This is a genomic window from Citrobacter sp. C5_2 (assembly GCF_014596845.2).
Taxonomy (GTDB): domain Bacteria; phylum Pseudomonadota; class Gammaproteobacteria; order Enterobacterales; family Enterobacteriaceae; genus Citrobacter; species Citrobacter werkmanii.
Genome location: NZ_CP115032.1, coordinates 3,272,963 through 3,291,084 on the forward strand (window position 1 = coordinate 3,272,963; position 18,122 = coordinate 3,291,084).

General features: G+C 51.7%; 19 protein-coding genes and 1 pseudogene. 10 read left to right on the forward strand and 10 right to left on the reverse strand.

Annotated features, from left to right (window positions below; translation table 11 throughout):
- Positions 1–342: 342 nt before the first annotated feature.
- The 4 genes and pseudogenes from ICA20_RS16045 to ICA20_RS16060 all read right to left on the reverse strand — a co-directional run bounded on the left by ICA20_RS16045 (position 343) and on the right by ICA20_RS16060 (position 2,866).
- Complete coding sequence (locus ICA20_RS16045; protein ID WP_038639236.1) at positions 343–819, reverse strand: YbjN domain-containing protein; 477 nt, start codon at positions 817–819, stop codon at positions 343–345.
- A gap of 90 nt (positions 820–909) precedes the next feature.
- Positions 910–1,812: a 30S ribosomal protein S6--L-glutamate ligase gene (rimK, locus tag ICA20_RS16050; RefSeq protein WP_038639233.1), complete on the reverse strand. Its 903-nt coding sequence runs from the start codon at positions 1,810–1,812 to the stop codon at positions 910–912.
- 57 nt (positions 1,813–1,869) lie between these two features.
- Positions 1,870–2,592, reverse strand: a pseudogene (gene nfsA, locus ICA20_RS16055) (nitroreductase NfsA).
- Positions 2,576–2,866 carry a YbjC family protein gene (locus ICA20_RS16060; RefSeq protein WP_038639228.1) on the reverse strand — a complete coding sequence of 97 codons (291 nt, stop codon included), beginning with the start codon at positions 2,864–2,866 and terminating at the stop codon, positions 2,576–2,578. Before ICA20_RS16060 ends, nfsA begins: the two are co-directional and overlap by 17 nt.
- Before the next feature lie 173 nt (positions 2,867–3,039).
- Between ICA20_RS16060 and ICA20_RS16065 the strand changes: the two genes are divergently transcribed.
- Positions 3,040–3,303 carry a GrxA family glutaredoxin gene (locus tag ICA20_RS16065; protein ID WP_016152408.1) on the forward strand — a complete coding sequence of 88 codons (264 nt, stop codon included), beginning with the start codon at positions 3,040–3,042 and terminating at the stop codon, positions 3,301–3,303.
- 34 nt (positions 3,304–3,337) lie between these two features.
- Here ICA20_RS16065 and ICA20_RS16070 read toward each other — a convergent pair whose 3' ends face one another.
- Entirely contained in the window at positions 3,338–3,718 is a 381-nt protein-coding gene (locus tag ICA20_RS16070) for an inner membrane protein YbjM (protein ID WP_061388467.1), read from the reverse strand.
- A 269-nt stretch (positions 3,719–3,987) separates the two neighbouring features.
- Between ICA20_RS16070 and ICA20_RS16075 the strand changes: the two genes are divergently transcribed.
- A complete protein-coding gene (locus ICA20_RS16075) occupies positions 3,988–5,673 on the forward strand; it encodes an aspartate:alanine antiporter (protein WP_038639225.1) in 1,686 nt (561 codons plus the stop codon).
- A 267-nt stretch (positions 5,674–5,940) separates the two neighbouring features.
- Entirely contained in the window at positions 5,941–6,738 is a 798-nt protein-coding gene (locus ICA20_RS16080; RefSeq protein ID WP_038639222.1) for an SDR family oxidoreductase, read from the forward strand.
- 13 nt (positions 6,739–6,751) lie between these two features.
- On the opposite strand, the gene ICA20_RS16085 is transcribed toward ICA20_RS16080, so the two are convergent.
- Positions 6,752–7,666 carry a DMT family transporter gene (locus ICA20_RS16085; protein ID WP_038639220.1) on the reverse strand — a complete coding sequence of 305 codons (915 nt, stop codon included), beginning with the start codon at positions 7,664–7,666 and terminating at the stop codon, positions 6,752–6,754.
- 102 nt (positions 7,667–7,768) lie between these two features.
- On the opposite strand from ICA20_RS16085, the gene ICA20_RS16090 reads away from it, so the two are divergent.
- The gene (locus tag ICA20_RS16090) at positions 7,769–8,683 is read left to right on the forward strand and encodes a LysR family transcriptional regulator (RefSeq protein WP_038639218.1); all 915 of its coding nucleotides are present in this window, start codon (positions 7,769–7,771) and stop codon (positions 8,681–8,683) included.
- Positions 8,684–8,688: 5 nt separating this feature from the next.
- Here the strand turns inward: ICA20_RS16090 and ICA20_RS16095 are convergent, their stop codons facing one another.
- Positions 8,689–9,237: a TetR/AcrR family transcriptional regulator gene (locus tag ICA20_RS16095; RefSeq protein WP_038639215.1), complete on the reverse strand. Its 549-nt coding sequence runs from the start codon at positions 9,235–9,237 to the stop codon at positions 8,689–8,691.
- Between the two features lie 85 nt (positions 9,238–9,322).
- On the opposite strand from ICA20_RS16095, the gene ICA20_RS16100 reads away from it, so the two are divergent.
- The 3 genes from ICA20_RS16100 (at position 9,323) to ICA20_RS16110 (ending at position 11,736) form a co-directional block, all read left to right on the forward strand.
- Positions 9,323–10,531: an MFS transporter gene (locus ICA20_RS16100; RefSeq protein WP_038639212.1), complete on the forward strand. Its 1,209-nt coding sequence runs from the start codon at positions 9,323–9,325 to the stop codon at positions 10,529–10,531.
- Entirely contained in the window at positions 10,531–11,346 is an 816-nt protein-coding gene (locus ICA20_RS16105) for a Cof-type HAD-IIB family hydrolase (RefSeq protein WP_038639210.1), read from the forward strand. The genes ICA20_RS16100 and ICA20_RS16105 overlap by 1 nt, the downstream gene beginning before the upstream one ends.
- 108 nt (positions 11,347–11,454) lie before the next feature.
- Positions 11,455–11,736: a hypothetical protein gene (locus ICA20_RS16110; protein ID WP_038639207.1), complete on the forward strand. Its 282-nt coding sequence runs from the start codon at positions 11,455–11,457 to the stop codon at positions 11,734–11,736.
- Between the two features lie 27 nt (positions 11,737–11,763).
- On the opposite strand, the gene ICA20_RS16115 is transcribed toward ICA20_RS16110, so the two are convergent.
- The gene (locus ICA20_RS16115) at positions 11,764–12,996 is read right to left on the reverse strand and encodes an MFS transporter (protein ID WP_038639204.1); all 1,233 of its coding nucleotides are present in this window, start codon (positions 12,994–12,996) and stop codon (positions 11,764–11,766) included.
- A 296-nt stretch (positions 12,997–13,292) separates the two neighbouring features.
- Here ICA20_RS16115 and ybjG point away from each other — a divergent pair, with 296 nt between their 5' ends.
- Together ybjG and deoR are read left to right on the forward strand one after the other, a co-directional pair.
- Positions 13,293–13,901, forward strand: coding sequence for an undecaprenyl-diphosphate phosphatase (gene ybjG, locus ICA20_RS16120; protein WP_038639201.1), 609 nt, complete (start codon positions 13,293–13,295; stop codon positions 13,899–13,901).
- Positions 13,902–13,964: 63 nt separating this feature from the next.
- Positions 13,965–14,723 (forward strand): DNA-binding transcriptional repressor DeoR, encoded by a 759-nt coding sequence (gene deoR / locus ICA20_RS16125; protein ID WP_038639198.1) that lies wholly within the window; start codon positions 13,965–13,967, stop codon positions 14,721–14,723.
- A 48-nt stretch (positions 14,724–14,771) separates the two neighbouring features.
- Here the strand turns inward: deoR and dacC are convergent, their stop codons facing one another.
- A complete protein-coding gene (gene dacC / locus ICA20_RS16130) occupies positions 14,772–15,974 on the reverse strand; it encodes a serine-type D-Ala-D-Ala carboxypeptidase (protein WP_032940149.1) in 1,203 nt (400 codons plus the stop codon).
- Between the two features lie 329 nt (positions 15,975–16,303).
- Here dacC and ICA20_RS16135 point away from each other — a divergent pair, with 329 nt between their 5' ends.
- Positions 16,304–16,930, forward strand: coding sequence for a glutathione S-transferase family protein (locus tag ICA20_RS16135; protein WP_038639196.1), 627 nt, complete (start codon positions 16,304–16,306; stop codon positions 16,928–16,930).
- Positions 16,931–16,935: 5 nt separating this feature from the next.
- Here the strand turns inward: ICA20_RS16135 and ICA20_RS16140 are convergent, their stop codons facing one another.
- The gene (locus ICA20_RS16140; RefSeq protein WP_038639194.1) at positions 16,936–18,033 is read right to left on the reverse strand and encodes a PQQ-dependent sugar dehydrogenase; all 1,098 of its coding nucleotides are present in this window, start codon (positions 18,031–18,033) and stop codon (positions 16,936–16,938) included.
- Between the last annotated feature and the right edge of the window lie 89 nt (positions 18,034–18,122).

Sequence of the window (18,122 nt, forward strand, 5' to 3'; positions counted from 1 at the left end):
ATCAATGAAAAGAGAGTCCTCTCCCGATGCCGCTATCGCGCGCAGATATCCGCTCACTCATTCACCACGTATTGTAGTCACAGCTCAGGTCACACGGGGCAGTTCGAGAATTGACGTCTATATGCTTCGCAAGAATAACTTTAGCCAGGTTTTGTGGATATAGCCCAGATTAAAAAACGTCTTTTATCAATTTTTTATGCAGGAATTGTCTATGACATAAAGCGGAAGGAGCAGAATGGAAGTGAATAATTCTTTAATAAAAGGTTAAACGCAGAATAAAAACAGGCAGTACGCAACCGCTCTGGTAGCGGCTGCGCAAAATGTGTCCAGATTCAGGGGGAATTAATGGAGGAAATGGACTTCAGCATTGCTGTTTTGCGTATCGTCTTCAGCGTTGAATAACAGCTGATGCGCCCCGGCTTCGAGGATCACCATCGATATCTGCTCTTCGCTCTGGCGAACAAAACACTCAAACTGTTCAAACGTTACGCCCGGCGTAACGGATAAAGACTGGCAAACCACCAGCTTTGGCAGATTATCATCCTGCATATCCAGAAATGCTTTTACCGTCAGCGAACTGGCATTAATCGCGGACAAATCGGCGGCCAGTGGCAGCAGTGCGGAAGGTCTGACTTCCGCCATTGCAGAAAACAGGATGACGTTATCCACCAAATCAACTTTTGCATCAAAGATGCCGTCAAAGTTCTGCATATGAGGTAAATGCAGCGCCTGACAGGTATCGCATTCAAAAAAACTCATGCCCAGGTCGTCGAGCCATTGACGCAACGTATCCAGAGTGGGAACGACCAGTGATGTCATAATAATGTGCGACCTCTATTGATGAAAAAAATACCGGCACAGCTTACGAAAAAAGAGCGTGTCATACCACGATCGCAATCGATATTGTGTTTAGCCGCCGATTTTAAGACAAAATTCAGGCGTAGCATGGCGCTCAATCCACTGGATCATCTTGCCGGCAATGTCTATCCCGGTGGTTTTCTCGACCCCCTCCAGTCCCGGAGAAGCGTTAACCTCCATGACCAGCGGCCCACGTTCTGCACGCAAAATATCCACACCTGCAACATCCAGCCCCATAGTCTGAGCGGCTTTGAGCGCAATTTTTCTTTCGCGCGGCGTGATATTCGCAATCGTAGCAACCCCGCCGCGATGGAGATTAGAACGAAAATCGCCCTCTTTCGCCCGGCGTTCAATGGCGGCCACCACCTCGTCACCCACCACGAAACAGCGAATATCCCGCCCTTGCGCTTCTTTGATATATTCCTGAACCAGAATATGAGCATTCAGCCCACGAAACGCATCCACGACGCTTTCCGCGGCTTGCCGCGTTTCCGCCAGCACCACGCCGATCCCCTGTGTACCTTCAACCAGTTTCACCACCAGCGGCGCGCCGCCGACCATATCAATCATGTCGCTGGTATCGTCCGGGGAGTGAGCAATCCCGGTAATGGGTAAATCGATTCCCTGACGCGCCAGCAACTGCAGCGAACGCAGCTTATCGCGCGCGCGCGTAATCGCTACCGATTCATTTAACGGATAGCTACCCAACATTTCAAACTGCCGCAGTGCGGCCGTACCATAAAAGGTAATCGCTGAACCAATCCGTGGGATCACCGCGTCAAAATGAGGAAGCTGGCGGCCCTTGTAATGAATAGATGACGCCGCCGGGCTGATATTCATATAGCAAGAAAGCGGATCGATAATTTCAACCAGGTGACCGCGCTGCATCGCCGCTTCACGCAGGCGCTTACAAGAATAGAGCGTTCCGTCCCGGGACAAAATGGCAATTTTCACCCTGCACCTCTCAATGACCTGGTAAAAGCAGGCGTATCATACACTGGGTTGAAATCTTTAGCGCGTGGCCCATCCCTGTTTATGCAAATATTCCAGGATAAAGGGACGACTTTCTTTAATGATGGTTCGACGAATGTGATCGCTCCAGGTGTCACGACGCGTATTACTGCCGCGGGTCAGATAGTACTGCGCAAGCTGTTCGTCATACTGCGACAAAACGTCTGTATCAAGCGGCTGATACTGGTTTTCGTGCACAACCAGCGACGCTGGCAGGCGCGGCTTGATATCCGGGTTATCCGCAGGCCAGCCAAGGCACAAACCAAACAGCGGCAGAACATGCTGCGGCAACTTCAATAATTCCGTGACCGACTCAATATTGTTACGCAACCCACCTATATACACACCGCCAAGTCCCAGCGATTCTGCCGCCGTCAGCGCATTTTACGCCATCATCGCCGTATCAACCACGCCCAGCAGCAGTTGTTCTGCCAGCCCCAACTGCGCGTCAGGGCAAATCTGCAAATGACGGTTAAAGTCAGCGCAAAACACCCAGAATTCAGCGGCCTGCGCCACGTGCTTTTGACCGCCAGATAAGGTAACCAGCGATTCACGCAGGGTTTTATCGGTTATCCGAACAATCGTTGTGCACTGTAAAAAACTGGAGCTTGAGGTGCCCTGAGCGGCGGCAATAATCGCCTCTCGCTGTGCGTCAGAAATAGCTTCTTCGGTGAAATGGCGAATGGAACGGTGGCTGCGGATTAAATCAATAGTTGGCGTCATCTCTTTTTTCTCTGTCTGAATGGGAAGAATCGTCGGGAGCGCGCGACAGGAGCTGCGGCGCCAGCAGTTGAGCAATGCGCCACATCAACATCACCGCAGCGGGGAGCATCAGCAGTACGCCCAGAAATATCATCACAACCCAGGCGAGCGGGCTGTTAAGCGGCGCGGGTAAGGTCAGGTAATCGTTAAGCGACAGCAGCGCCAGCGATAACAAAACCATCCCCATTATTTCCAGCATCAATACGCTTTTCGGTAATACACCAATGGTGCGCATAAGCGGTCTCCCGGCGAAATGGCTTTCATTATAAAACGTTCCGGCTCGTCGTGTTTAACAGTTATAGCTTGAGGATATCAAAGCAACAGGCCGAACCTGCTTTCCATCCGTCACAAATCGCGGCATCATAATAAGTATTCGCCATCCGGCCTGATAAGTTCGAGGAGAGAGAGATGTTTGCCGTTATTTTTGGTCGTCCAGGGTGCCCGTATTGCGTGCGCGCAAAAGAATTAGCAGAAAAATTAAGCAATGAGCATGACGATTTTAACTTCCGCTACATTGATATTCATGCCGAAGGTATTACGAAAGCCGATCTGGAAAAGACGGTAGGTAAGCCGGTTGAAACCGTTCCGCAGATTTTTGTTGATCAAAAACACATCGGCGGCTGCACGGATTTTGAGGCGTGGGCAAAAGAGAATATGAATCTGTTCGCCTGACAGCTGTTTCTACGCCCTCCGCGGGAGGGCGTGTTCAGTTCTTTTTCCGTCGTTGATGCTGATTGAACAAGCTACTGATAAACAAAAAACACAATGCGCCAAGCGCGCACCAAAACACCGCACTGAATAACCACGCCAGTTCTTGCCACAATGAACGCGTCGGCATAAAAACGAACCGCATTAGCAACAGACAGCATGGCGCCGCCAACATTGCACCAAGAAGAGGTCTGAGCACCTCCCGACGGTGGGAGAAAAAGCTTGCTGCAGCACCAGGCAAGATAAAAAACAACAACCCGACCTCAGGATGCCCTGCCGCTCTGAATGCCCCTTTCACGTTTAGCGTTAATGAAAGACACACCACAATAAACAGCACAAAGCAGCAGATCGCCCCCGCCCAACTTTGCTTATGTTTCAATCGTTCCTCCTGACACATTCTCTATCGAACACTCTTTTCGCCCGCAGGCGTCCAGTCAGATAAAGTAACTCGGCATTCCATGCCAAAAACACACCCACACGATTCTTATAGCCGTTGATACGTAATGAGATTAAACTATCCGCATATATTGTTATGCTGCATTAATCGGGGCTGTGTGCGGTGCTGTCGCCCCTTAATTTCTGGCAAAAACATTAGCGTAAATTGCCATTTCTTTCAATAGCTTACTAGTAAACAAGAAGTTAGCCTCAGTGAATATAAACGTCGCAGATTTGTTAAATGGGAATTACATCCTGTTATTATTTGTGGTCCTGGCTCTGGGCCTCTGCCTGGGTAAATTACGCCTGGGTTCAGTCCAACTCGGTAATTCCATTGGCGTTTTAGTGGTGTCCCTATTATTAGGTCAGCAGCACTTTAGTATTAACACCGATGCATTAAATCTCGGCTTTATGCTGTTTATTTTTTGTGTCGGCGTCGAAGCCGGCCCCAACTTTTTTTCGATTTTTTTTCGCGATGGGAAAAATTATCTAATGCTTGCTCTGGTGATGGTCGGTAGCGCAATGCTGATCGCCCTGGGGCTGGGTAAGCTATTTGGCTGGGACATCGGCCTGACGGCGGGTATGCTGGCCGGTTCGATGACCTCCACGCCGGTGCTGGTCGGCGCAGGCGATACCTTGCGCCATTCCGGAATGGCAGGCGCGCAGCTTTCCACTGCCCTTGATAACCTGAGTCTGGGTTACGCCCTCACCTATTTGATTGGACTGGTCAGTCTGATTGTCGGTGCGCGCTACCTGCCGAAACTTCAGCATCAGGACCTGCAAACCAGCGCCCAACAAATTGCGCGTGAACGAGGTCTGGACACTGACGCCAACCGTAAGGTTTATCTGCCAGTGATCCGCGCCTACCGCGTGGGCCCGGAGCTGGTAGCATGGGCTGATGGTAAGAACCTGCGCGAGTTAGGTATTTATCGTCAGACCGGCTGTTACATTGAACGCATCCGCCGCAACGGCATCCTGGCTAACCCGGACGGTGACGCAGTGCTGCAAATGGGCGACGAAATAGCCTTAGTAGGTTATCCAGACGCGCATGCCCGCCTCGATCCCAGTTTCCGTAACGGCAAAGAAGTGTTCGATCGCGATCTGCTCGATATGCGTATCGTCACGGAAGAGATTGTGGTGAAAAACCACAATGCCGTTGGCCGTCGCCTGGCCCAGTTGAAACTGACCGACCACGGCTGTTTTCTCAACCGCGTGATCCGCAGCCAGATCGAAATGCCTATTGATGACAACGTCGTGCTCAATAAAGGTGACGTGTTGCAGGTGAGCGGTGATGCCCGTCGCGTTAAAACGATCGCAGATCGTATCGGCTTCATTTCCATTCACAGTCAGGTGACCGATCTGTTGGCCTTCTGCGCCTTCTTTATCATTGGTCTGATGATTGGAATGATCACCTTCCAGTTCAGCAATTTCAGCTTCGGCATCGGGAATGCAGCTGGATTACTGTTCGCCGGGATTATGCTGGGCTTCCTGCGTGCCAACCATCCTACGTTTGGCTATATCCCGCAGGGCGCGCTGAACATGGTGAAAGAGTTTGGTTTGATGGTATTCATGGCAGGCGTCGGTTTAAGCGCGGGTAGCGGCATTGGCAATGGCCTTGGCGCCGTGGGTGGTCAAATGCTGATTGCCGGTCTGATTGTAAGCCTGGTTCCGGTTGTTATTTGTTTCTTGTTTGGCGCTTACGTATTGCGCATGAACCGCGCCCTGCTGTTTGGCGCCATGATGGGCGCGCGTACCTGCGCTCCGGCAATGGAAATCATCAGCGACACGGCCCGCAGCAACATCCCGGCATTAGGCTATGCTGGCACCTACGCCATTGCCAACGTTCTGCTGACATTGGCGGGGACACTCATCGTCATCGTCTGGCCAGGCCTTGGTTAGCACTGAAAATTACCCTTAAAAGAAAATTTTTTGCAGTTCAGCAGAACTTTTCTTCAAGGTGTCAGTCATAACTATTGCCACTGCTTTTCTTTGATGTCCCCAATTTGTGGAGCCCATCAACCCCGCCGTTTTGGTTCAAGGTTGATGGGTTTTTTGTTGCCTGAAATTTGCTATCCCCCCTTCTCCCCGTAATTCCTCCCCAAATTTGCAGCACGCCGGTTATGGCACATACTTTTAATCGGTGCTTACAGGTGACGGGAGTTTACTATGTTGCTTACTGGAAAGGTTGCGGTGATCTTCGGCGGCAGCGGCGCTATTGGTAGCGCGGTTGCACAGGCGATGGCGCGCGAAGGTGCTCATGTATACCTGGGCGCGCGCTGTCAGGAAAAGCTTGATTGGGCGGCCAGTCGCCTGCGAATGGCGGGGGGTACCGTCGATACGTTTATCACCGATGTGCTCGACGAGCACGACGCCTTAACACAAGTTACCCGCCTGGTACAGCAAACCGGTGGAATTGATGTGGTGGTTAACGCGACCGGCTTTATGCATGAACAGGGCAAGCACATCGACGCATTATCCCTCTCTGAGTTTATGAGTGGTATCACCCCTTTCCTTGCGGCGCAGTTCAATATCGCAAAAGCCGTAACGCCGCACATGGGCGGCGATCGAGCGGGCGTCATTCTCACCATCGTTGCGCCCGCCGCCCCGATGGCGATGCCCGGGCATCTCGGCCATATCGTCGGCTGTGCAGGAACAGAAGCGTTTATTAAAGCGCTTGCCAGCGAGACGGGACCAATAAACATTCGTGTCGTCGGCGTGCGCTCGCATGCGATTGTGGATGCGGTAGCGGCCGGTTCCTATACCGGGGAGATTTTCACCGCGAAAGCACAGTCAATGGGTTTAACCATCGAACAATGGTTAGGCGGTGCGGCACAAAGCACCATGATCGGACGCCTGCCTACGCTGGCACAAATCGCTGAGGTTACAACCTTTCTGGCTTCAGACCATGCCGGAGCAATAACCGCCACAGTGGTAAATATTACCGGGGGCGCAACTGTAAGCTAATTTACTCGCTTTTTTACGCCGTGCGCTGCTGCGAGCCTTTTTTGGCACTCGGGCGGGAACACAATGCTATACCGCACATAATAACCAACGCGCTCACCAGATGATATGAATGCAGAGTGACGTGCAAAAACATAACGCTAAATAATCCGCCACTCAGTGGGATCAAGTGCGAGTATATCTCTCCGCGGGTTGCGCCAATGGCGCTAATCCCTTTGTTCCATAACAGATATGACAGCCAGGAAGGAAAAATAACAAGGTATGCCAGCCCAGTAATAACACCTGTATTGGCATAGCTATCCCAGCCCGGCATACCATTGCGCATCAGCTCCACAACCAGTACCGGAATCAGCACCATCGCACCGAGCAGCGCGCTCACGGCGACAAAGGCGTTTCCCTTCACCTCACGCGGTTTAATGCGCAAAAAAGCACAATAAACAGCCCAACTTACCGCCGACCCCATGGTCCAGACATCGCCCTGATTCAGATGTGCAAATACCCGCGCGTGTATCATATCGCCCTGCGACACCAGCCAGATAACACCAACAGTACTCAGGATCACACCGGCTATATTTCGCGCAGAAATCCGCTCTTTAAAAAAGAACTTATTGATTAACAGAACGAGCGCCGGGGTGGTGGACATATAAATCGCCGCATTGAGCGAGGTTGTATATTGCAGGCCGATATACAGCGTTAAGGGAAAAAGAACCTGACCACAAAGCGCGAGGAAGACGATAGTACCAAAGGATTTTTTCATCACCGGCCATTGCTCTGCGACCTGACGAAAATAGAGCGCCATCAATAATAACGCGGTAAATATCCAGCGTGCCGCTGATAAAACAATGGGATCAACTTCAGCAACCAATAGATGACCAATCACATAATTTCCACCCCAAAAACAGGCGGCCAGACTGAGTAAAAAATAGGGCATATATGCGCCTTATTGTCAGTTGTACGGTATGACCACAAGGCTACGGCGGCGTGAAAATGAATGCTAATATAACGTTTTTATCCATGTGCATAGATTAAAACTATGAAATTTACGCTAAGGCAACTTGAGTTTTACATCGCGCTTGCAGAAACATTACAAATTTCCAAAGCTGCTGCGCGCTGTCATATTTCTCAGTCATCAATGACCATTGCCATGCGGAATCTGGAAGAAGCATTAGACGTGCAACTATTTGTACGTTACCCCAAAGGGGTGAAGCTCACCGCCGAGGGCGAGCGCTTTCTGGCACATGCCTGCAACATCATCAACAGTAGCCACTCGGCTGTTGACGACCTGCATGACAGAAGTGAAATTCTTACCGGCACGGTGCGCATAGGCATTGCCGAAACGCTCTCTGCTTATCTTATCCCGGATATACTCAACGATATTGAACGACGTTTTCCTTTGCTGGAGATCGTGTTTTATGAAGCTACAGCACCGGAACTGGTACAGGCGCTCCGGGAACACAAGGTCGATTTTTGTCTGCTTCTGACCTCAAACATCAGCCATGATAACGACCTGGAGATCGAAACATTTATTCGTTCACAGCGCCGCCTGTGGACGTCTATTGGGCATCCGCTACAGAGCAAATCTTCGATCCGTTTAAAAGACGTCGAGAAGCTTCCATTTTTACTGCTGGAAACCGATAAGTACCCTGACGTAATCATCGATTACTGGCAGCAGCGTGGTTATACGCCCAATATCAGTTTTCGCAGCAACTCTTTTGAAGCCATAAGAAGCCTGGTTGCAAAAGGCAGAGGCATAACCATTTTATCCGACCTGGTGTATCGCCCGTGGTCACTGGATGGTCTGCGCGTTATGCACAGAACGATTGATGATTTTATTACTTATATGGATGTCGGGACGGTAAAAATAGCCGCCCGACCATTGACGCCAGCGGCGATGAAAGTCATCGATTTTTTACGTCAGGCCGTTACCCGCCTCGACAAACCATTTTGATAATGTTATCTCTGCGGCAATCCAGCAATACGCTCCACCATCACCAGAATATCCTCCCGCGACAGCGGTTTTTTGTCGGTGACAAAATGCAGCGTCATTCCTTCGAGAAATGCATCCAGCGCCCGCGCAGTTACCGGTTCAAACCATTGTTCCAGTGTTTGTTGACTGCGTAACATCCAGTTTTGCATCACCATTTTCAACGTCGGTTTGCGACTGGCGAAAGCATACAGCTGGTACATAAGTTCCATATTATCGGGCGTCGTAACCTGGGAGCTGTAAATCATCTCGGTAATGGCATGGCAGGCTTCCTGCGCATCCGCAACGTCGGCAAAAAAAGCCTGATACTGCTGAGACATTGTGTCAGTAAAGCGCCCGAACGCCTCCATTAAAAGCTCATCTATTCCTGAGAAATAATAGGTCATTGAACCCAGCGGCACCCCGGCAATCATGGCGATTTTTCGGTGCGTAACCCCATGGACACCGTAGGCGATTACCGCCTCCAAGGTGGCCTGAACTATCTTTTCCCGCCGTAGCGGATCGTTCGCGCGTCGCACTGCATTTCCTCTCCTTGCATTTGTGTACAAATGTACACAGTCTTGCTAATGTTGTCTTCTTCCCTCTTTTCTTTGGCTCGAATTCATGACTGGCACCTCACCACGCAAAGCCTTAAGACGTCGCACCTGGGCGCTTTTCACGTTTTTCTTTTTACCCGGATTACTAATGGCTTCCTGGGCAACGCGTACTCCTGCCATCCGAGATATCCTCTCCATCTCCACCGCCGAAATGGGCGCGGTATTGTTTGGACTCTCTGTTGGTTCGATGAGTGGCATTCTTTGTTCGGCCTGGCTGGTGAAACGATTTGGCACGCGTAAAGTGATCCGCACCACCATGTCCTGTGCAGTCCTCGGGATGGCTATCCTCAGCGCGGCGCTCTGGTTGCATTCCGCATGGCTTTTCGCGTTTGGCCTGGGCGTGTTTGGCGCCAGTTTTGGCGCGGCGGAAGTCGCCATCAACGTCGAAGGCGCGGCAGTTGAGCGCGAAATGAACAAAACCGTGCTGCCGATGATGCATGGTTTTTACAGTCTGGGAACGCTGGCGGGAGCCGGGGTCGGGATGATGCTTACCGCCTTCAGCGTTCCAGCGACTTTACATATTTTACTGGCGGCAATGGTGGCAATCACTCCTATCTTTATCGCCATCAAGGCCATTCCAGACGGCACAGGCAAGAATGCCTCTGACGGCGCTCACTCCAGCGAAAAAGGCGTGCCTTTTTATCGCGACATTCAGTTGCTGCTGATTGGCGTCGTAGTGCTGGCAATGGCGTTTGCTGAAGGTTCGGCCAACGACTGGCTGCCGCTGCTAATGGTGGATGGCCACGGGTTTAGCCCGACATCAGGCTCGCTGATTTATGCTGGTTTTACGCTGGGGATGACCGTGGGTCGATTCACCGGCGGCTGGTTCATCGACCGCTACAGCCGCGTCGCGGTAGTGCGTGCCAGCGCGCTGATGGGTGCGCTTGGCATCAGTCTGATTATTTTTGTCGATAGCACATGGGTAGCAGGTGTTTCCGTTATTCTCTGGGGGCTTGGCGCATCGCTCGGCTTCCCGCTGACCATTTCAGCCGCCAGCGACACCGGTCCCGATGCGCCAACCCGCGTCAGCGTTGTGGCGACCACCGGCTACCTGGCGTTCCTGGTAGGGCCGCCGCTGCTCGGCTATCTGGGTGAACACTACGGCCTGCGCAGCGCTATGCTGGTGGTGCTGGCGCTGGTGCTTATCGCCGCCATCGTCGCGAAAGCGGTGGCGAAACCGGATCTCAAAAATCCCCCTGTGATGGAGAACAGCTAATGAGCATCAAATTAATTGCGGTCGACATGGACGGCACTTTTTTAAGCGACCAAAAAACCTATAACCGTGAGCGGTTTATGGCGCAATACCAGCAGATGAAAAAACAAGGCATCCGTTTTGTCGTCGCCAGCGGCAACCAGTATTACCAGCTCATCTCCTTTTTCCCTGAACTGGCCAATGAAATCTCATTTGTCGCTGAAAACGGCGGTTGGGTAGTCAGTGAAGGGAAAGATATTTTTAACGGTGAACTGGCAAAAGACGATTTCAAGGCCATCGTGGAGCATCTGTTGACCCGTACGGACATCGACATTATCGCCTGCGGTAAAAACAGCGCCTATACGCTCAAAAAATACAGCGATGAGCATAAATCCGTTTCCGCCATGTACTATCATCGTCTTGAATTTGTAGATAATTTTGACAACCTCAACGACGTTTTTTTCAAATTCGGGCTGAATATTTCAGACGACCGTATCCCGCAGGTGCAGGCCGATCTCCATGAGGCAATTGGCGATATCATGGTACCGGTGCATACCGGCTACGGCAGCATCGATTTAATTATTCCAGGTGTGCATAAGGCAAACGGTCTGCGCCTGCTGCAACAACGCTGGAATATTAGCGACGACGAGGTTGTTGTGTTTGGCGATGGCGGAAATGATATTGAGATGCTGCGTCAGGCGGGATTTAGTTTCGCAATGGCCAACGCTCACGAACCGGTTGTCCAGGCGGCAAAATATCGCGCGGGATCGAACAACGAAGAGGGTGTGCTGGATGTTATCGACCGCGTATTAAAAAACGAAGCGCCGTTTACGCATTAACGCCTCAGCACAGACGGCAACAAAATGATGATATGATCTATTCATAATCCGCCTCAAATTAACTCCACTGGATTATTACCTCCGGTGATTACTTCAGGCGAGCGGATCATGAAGAAAAGTGTACTGATGGCAACATTGTTGCTGGGCTTTACCGGAACAGCATTTGCGCAAAGCGTTACCGTGGATGTACCAAGCGGTTATAAAGTGGTGGTCGTGCCCTCTTCCGTCAGCGTTCCGCAGGCGGTCAGCGTGACGACCGCGCCGCAAACGGTGTATGTTGCCCCGGCACCTGCCCCGGCCCCTGTCTATCGCGCGCATCCTTATGCGCGACATGTTGCCAGCGTAGGTGAAGGGATGATCATCGAACATCAGATTGACGATCACCACTAAGTTTTGCGAAGCCCGGGCAACCGGGCTTCAGCCTTCCCGGGAATTCCCTACCCGTTTATCTTTCAGAAAGATAACCATCAATATCAGCCACAGTACGCCGCTTGCCAGATTAAACAGGCTGAACAAGCCGTTTCCTCCCAGCAGATAAGCATGTTTGCTCAACTCAATACCGACGGTAAAAATCAGCATCTGCAACATGCCCATGGCGGCAGAAACCGTACCCTTACTCATTTCACTGGCAAACAACGTCAGGCGGACCAGCCCCGCATTCGCCACGCCAATGCCAAACGCATAGATACTCAAACCCGCCGTCATCCACAAATACGCATGGGATGACACCACCGTGGCCGCCGCGGCAATCACCAGCCCGACGGCGATAGGCCAGCCGCCCATGATAATCAGCGAACGCACGGTCTTGCGCGAAGTCAGACGCGCCAGCACCAGATTACCAGCAATCAGCGCCCCAAAAATCGGCACCTGCAACAGGCCATATTCGTAACTGCTGAGGTGTTCTCCGCTGATGATAATAATCGGCGACTGGGCAATCCACGCCAGTAACGGCAGGCTGACAAAACCCAACGCCAGCGCGCCGGCAACAAAACGCCCATTTTTTAGCACCAGCTTATAATCTTTACCCAGATCTTTAATGGACAGTTTTTCACCAAGCCGGGTCGCCGTTTCCGGCATCGCGCGTTGCAGGCCAAAAAAGGAGATAGCTGCGAGGGCGGCAAACAGGATAAACATCCCTTCCCACGGCAGAACATGCACCCAGGCCGCGCCAACTAACGGTCCCAGCAGCGGCGCAATCAGCGCCACGTTTGCCATCAGCGCGGTAATTTTAATGCATACCGCTTCCTCAAAAGATTCCTGAATTGCGGCGTAACCCACCGCGCCAATAAAGCACAGGCTTATCCCCTGCAAGAAACGCAGAAAGGTAAACTGCTCAATATTCTGTGCCAGCAGAGTCGCAAGGCAGGTCACAATGAACCACAGCACGCCGGTTAACATCACCGGGCGACGACCAATACGATCCGACAGCGGTCCTAACAGCCACTGTAAAAACATGCCACCCGCCAGATAGGCAGTCATGGAAGTGGGTACCCAGTCTAATCCGGCCTGATATTGCTCCACCACCGCCAACATTCCAGGTTGGATCATATCGTTACCGATATAAGTAGAGAATTCGTAAAGCACCAGACAGAGAGGAAAAAGTAATGCCTGACGCCCCAACCGGGCGCCTGAAGATAAACGGTTTTGCATGCAGTCTCTTAGCAAAGGAAAAAACGCGCAAAGTGTAATAAATGCGCCGTACCGGTGATAGTGAATTATGTGATTTGAAAGCAAAATGCGCACATTTTTACATTCATTTGCTCAAGAACATTTTGCTTTAAGGTTAATTTAAGTTGAGGCCGCTATCATGCTCAATAAGTCCCATTAATTGTCTTAAAAATAGTCATTTAGCAGACAAATAAGACAAGACCGCTTTTTATCCTGTAACAGCAATTTTATGCTCTCCCCCTATGGGCCTTTTAACAATTACACTGAGTCTGGACGTTATGCTGGAAAATCTGAACAACTCGCTTTTTTATCTCATCAATGCCACGCCGGACTCAGCGCAATGGGCTATCTCGCTCGCCATATTTATTGCCAAAGATTTAATCAGCATTGTCCCGCTGTTAGCCGTTATTCTCTGGCTTTGGGGACCGCGCGCTCAGGTTACTCTCCAACGCCAGTTGGTCATAAAAATGGCGATAGCGCTGGCAGTCGGCCTGACTATTTCATGGCTGATGGGGCATCTGTTCCCCCACGATCGTCCGTTCGTTAACCACATTGGGTACAACTTCCTCCACCATGCGGCGGATGACTCTTTCCCGAGCGATCACGGCACGGTTATCTTTACTTTTGCTCTGGCTTTCCTGTTCTGGCATCGTCTGTGGACTGGCGCGCTGCTGATGGTTGTCGCCGTGGCGATTGCATGGTCGCGCGTTTACCTTGGCGTGCACTGGCCGCTGGATATGCTGGGCGGATTCCTGGCTGGGCTGATCGGCTGCCTGAGCGCCCAGATGATCTGGCAACGGTTCGGCGCCACCCTATATTTCGGCTTGCAGACCTGCTATCGCACCTGTTTCGCTCTGCCCATCCGTAAAGGCTGGGTGCGTGACTAACCCACGGTAAAAAGAGTAGTATTAGGCGCAATACGAGCACTTATACTACTCTCCAGGGGAACTATGGAAACTCGACGCGACGAGCGTATTGGTCAGTTGCTACAGGCGCTGAAACGCAGCGATAAATTACACCTCAAAGAAGCCGCGACGCTGCTGGGCGTATCTGAGATGACCATTCGTCGCGACCTGAATAATAACAATGCGCCTGTCGTCTTGCTCGGGGGCTATATTGTTCTTGAGCCCCGCAGCGCCAACCACTATTTAATCAGCGATCAAAAATCCCGTCTGGTTGATGAAAAGCGCCGTGCCGCCCAGCAGGCGGCAAGCCTCGTACAGGCGCATCAGACCATCTTTTTCGACTGCGGCACGACCACGCCGTGGATTATTGAGGCTATCGACAATGAACTGCCTTTCACCGCAATCTGCTACTCGCTAAATACATTTCTGGTATTGCAGGAAAAACCACAGTGTCGCGTCATTCTGTGTGGCGGGGAATTTCATGCCAGTAACGCCATCTTCAAACCGCTCGATTTTCAGGAAACACTGAATAATCTGTGCCCGGATATCGCCTTTTATTCCGCGGCAGGCGTGCACATTGAGAAAGGCGTGACCTGTTTTAATCTGGAAGAGTTAGCAGTAAAACACTGGGCAATGTCGATGGCGCAGCATCACGTTCTGGTGGTCGACCACAGCAAGTTTGGGAAGGTACGTCCTGCGAGGATGGGGGAATTAAAACGTTTTGATACCATCATCAGTGATAGCCGCCCCGACGATGAGTTTGTGGAATACGCTAAGGCGCAACGCATAAAGCTGTTGTATTAGGTGATACTGCCGGACAGCGATAGTAGCGCCATCCGGCAATCGGTTAGATTAAGAGAACCAACCGCCAAACCACTGGTGGAACTTCATCATCACAAAATCCCACATCCGGCTAAAGAAACCACCCTCTTCCACCGCTTCCATCACCATCAACGGACGCTGCTCGATAGATTTACCGTTCAACTGGAAGTCGATAGTCCCCACAACCTGCCCCTTTTTCAGCGGCGCGGTTAACTGTGGCTCAGTCAGCGTAAAGCTGGCTTTCAGGTTCTTAAGCTGACCGCGCGGGATGGTAACCGAACCCGCTTCCCCGGCACCCAAATTGACTTCGCTCTTATCGCCAAACCAGACGCGCTGAGTCACGAAGGTGGCATCCGGCTTGATCGGCGTAACGGTTTCAAAGAAGCGGAAGCCCCAGGTCAGCAGCTTTTCGGACTCATTAAAACGGATACGGTCGGTTTTTGCTCCCAGCACGACGGAGATCAGGCGCATATCCCCCTGGGTCGCGGAAGCGACGAGGTTATAACCTGCGCCAGCTGTGGTACCGGTTTTCATTCCGTCCACGTTCAGGTTGGTGCTCCACAACAGACGGTTGCGGTTCGGCTGGCGAATTTTATTAAAGGTAAACTCTTTCTCTTTGTGAATAGCGTACTCTTCGGGCACATCGTGGATTAACGCCTTGCCGAGCAACGCCATATCACGCGCGGTACTGAACTGCCCTGCCGCATCCAGGCCATGCACCGTCTGGAACGTGGTATTGGTCAGTCCCAGCTTTTTCGCGTAACCGTTCATCAGACCGATGAAGGACTCCTGGCTCCCGGCAACGTAATCAGCGAGTGCGATACAGGCATCATTACCAGACTGAATGATAACGCCTTTGTTCAGATCGGATACCGCAACCTGATCGCCAGGTTTGAGGAACATAACCGACGAACCGCGCAGGGCCGGATTACCGGTCGCCCAGGCATCTTTGCCCACGGTGACCATGTCGTTGAGGTTAATTTTTCCGGCCTTCAGCGCCTGACCGACCACATAGCTGGTCATAATCTTGGTCAGACTGGCAGGATCCAGTTTCTCATCAGCATTACCTTCCGCCAGCACCTTGCCGCTGGCGTAATCCATCAGGATCCATGCACGCGCGTCCACGCTCGGCGGAGCCGTGGGTTGCTCCGCCGCCTGTACGGTCGGCGCCAAAAGGATTAAGAGTGCAGAACCTGCAGCAAAGCTGCGAAGTGAAGAGAAGTATTGCGTCATAAATGCCACCCGAGTATCCATTCTAAAAAACCACGTCATACCACACCGTGTTTACACAAAACTGGCCAGACAACCTCGGCCAACCCATTGCAGAAAAAACCTGATGGATGACGTGTAAAATAAGTGCGGTGAGTAATAACGCACTAACGAGCTTAAAGAAACCGTAAGTTGGTAAAGTTTTTAAAGTTTATGCAATAACGCCGCGCAGCGCTGCCCCTGGCACGATTTTTTTAGACGTTGTTGCGTAAATATTAGGTTTACCCCACCATGTGAGCGAGTCAGAGGGTATCTGCAGCCATGAAGCTGCTCAATTAATTTGCGGGGTTACTATGATTACACTATGGGGTCGCAATAACTCGACCAACGTAAAAAAAGTATTGTGGACGCTTGAAGAACTGGAACTGCCGTATAACCAAATTCTGGCGGGCGGGCAGCATGGCGGTAACCGCGACGCCGACTATCTGGCGATGAACCCGAACGGGTTGGTCCCACTGCTACGCGATGATGAAACGGACGTTGTCCTGTGGGAATCCAATACTATTGTCCGTTATCTGGCGGCTCAGTACGGACAAAATCGCTTATGGATTGACGCCCCGGCCGCGCGTGCCGTCGGCGAAAAATGGATGGACTGGGCGAACCAGACGCTGAGTCCTACGCACCGGGTTATCTTATTTGGTCTGGTCAGAACGCCGGCCGATCAGCGCGACATGGCAGCCATTGAGGCAAGTACTCAGGTTTGCGATAACCTGTTTGCTATTCTGGATAACGCGCTGGCGGACCAGCCGTGGTTCTCCGGGGCGGAATTCGGCACGGCGGATATCGCCATTGCGCCATTCGTCTATAACCTGTTCAACGTTGGTCTCACCTGGACCCCGCGTCCACACCTGGAACGCTGGTATCAGCAACTGACGGAACGCCCGGCATTTCAAAAAGTGGTAATGATCCCGGTCAGCTAATCAGCTCAGGGACTCACTTTCAATAATTCCCCGTCGGACTCGTCGGTTAACACGTACAAATAGCCGTCTGGTCCGACGCGCACATCGCGGATCCGCTGCCCTCTATCCTGTAAAATGCGGCCATCCTCCGTGACCGCATTCCCTTTAACGCTCAGCACGATCACCTCTTTATCTTTCAATGCGCCAATGAATAACTTCTGCCGCCACTGCGGGAAGGTATCGCTATGATAAAAAGCCATCCCGCTGACCGCCGGTGACTTTTCCCAGTAAAAAATAGGTTGTTCTGTACCCGCAACAATTTGGCCCCTGGCTTCGGGAATTTTGAGACCACTATAGTTAATCCCCCAGGTCGCGATCGGCCAACCGTAGTTTTTGCCTCTTGCGGGGATATTGATTTCATCGCCTCCGCGCGGACCATGCTCATTGAGCCACAGCGCATCGCTCCATGGATTCATCGCCATACCTTGTGGATTACGGATGCCATACGACCAAATTTCTGCCCGCGCTCCCGACTGATTCACAAACGGATTATCCGGCGGCGTTTTGCCCTCGTCGGTCAGACGTACCACCTTGCCCTGCAATTTATCCAGCTCCTGCGCGGTTGCACGTTGGTTATTTTCACCCAGGCCAATAAACAGATAGCCATGGCCATCAAACACCATGCGCCCGCCAAAATGGTTTCCGGTTGAGAGCTTCGGCTGTTGGCGAAAAACGGTCTGGAACGCTTGCAGGTGTTTGAGATCGTCGCTCAGGCGTCCGTAACCTACCGCCGTGCCGGCTTTACCTTCACTATCAACTTCAGCAAAGCTGAGCCACACTCGCCGGGATTGTGCAAAATCAGGCGCTAACGCCACATCCAACAATCCTCCCTGACCATTCGCCCAGACTTTAGGTACGCCGGTCAGCGGGTCGGAAAGCCCCTTATCAGGTTGCCAAAGTCTAAGCTGGCCGCCTTTAAGGGTAATTAATATACCGCGATTATCGGGTAAAAAAGCCAGCGACCACGGGTGATCGAGTTTGGTTTGCAGCACCTCCACCTTTACCGCGGCGGCATAAGAGGAAAATAGCGCAAGTGGGATAGCACAGAGAAAGAGTCGACGCATAACACCTCCTTAATGGCTCTGCATAAAGCGTAGCCAGCAGGGGGAATTACCCCGTCACATTTACATAATCTTAACAAAAAGGGGGAGCG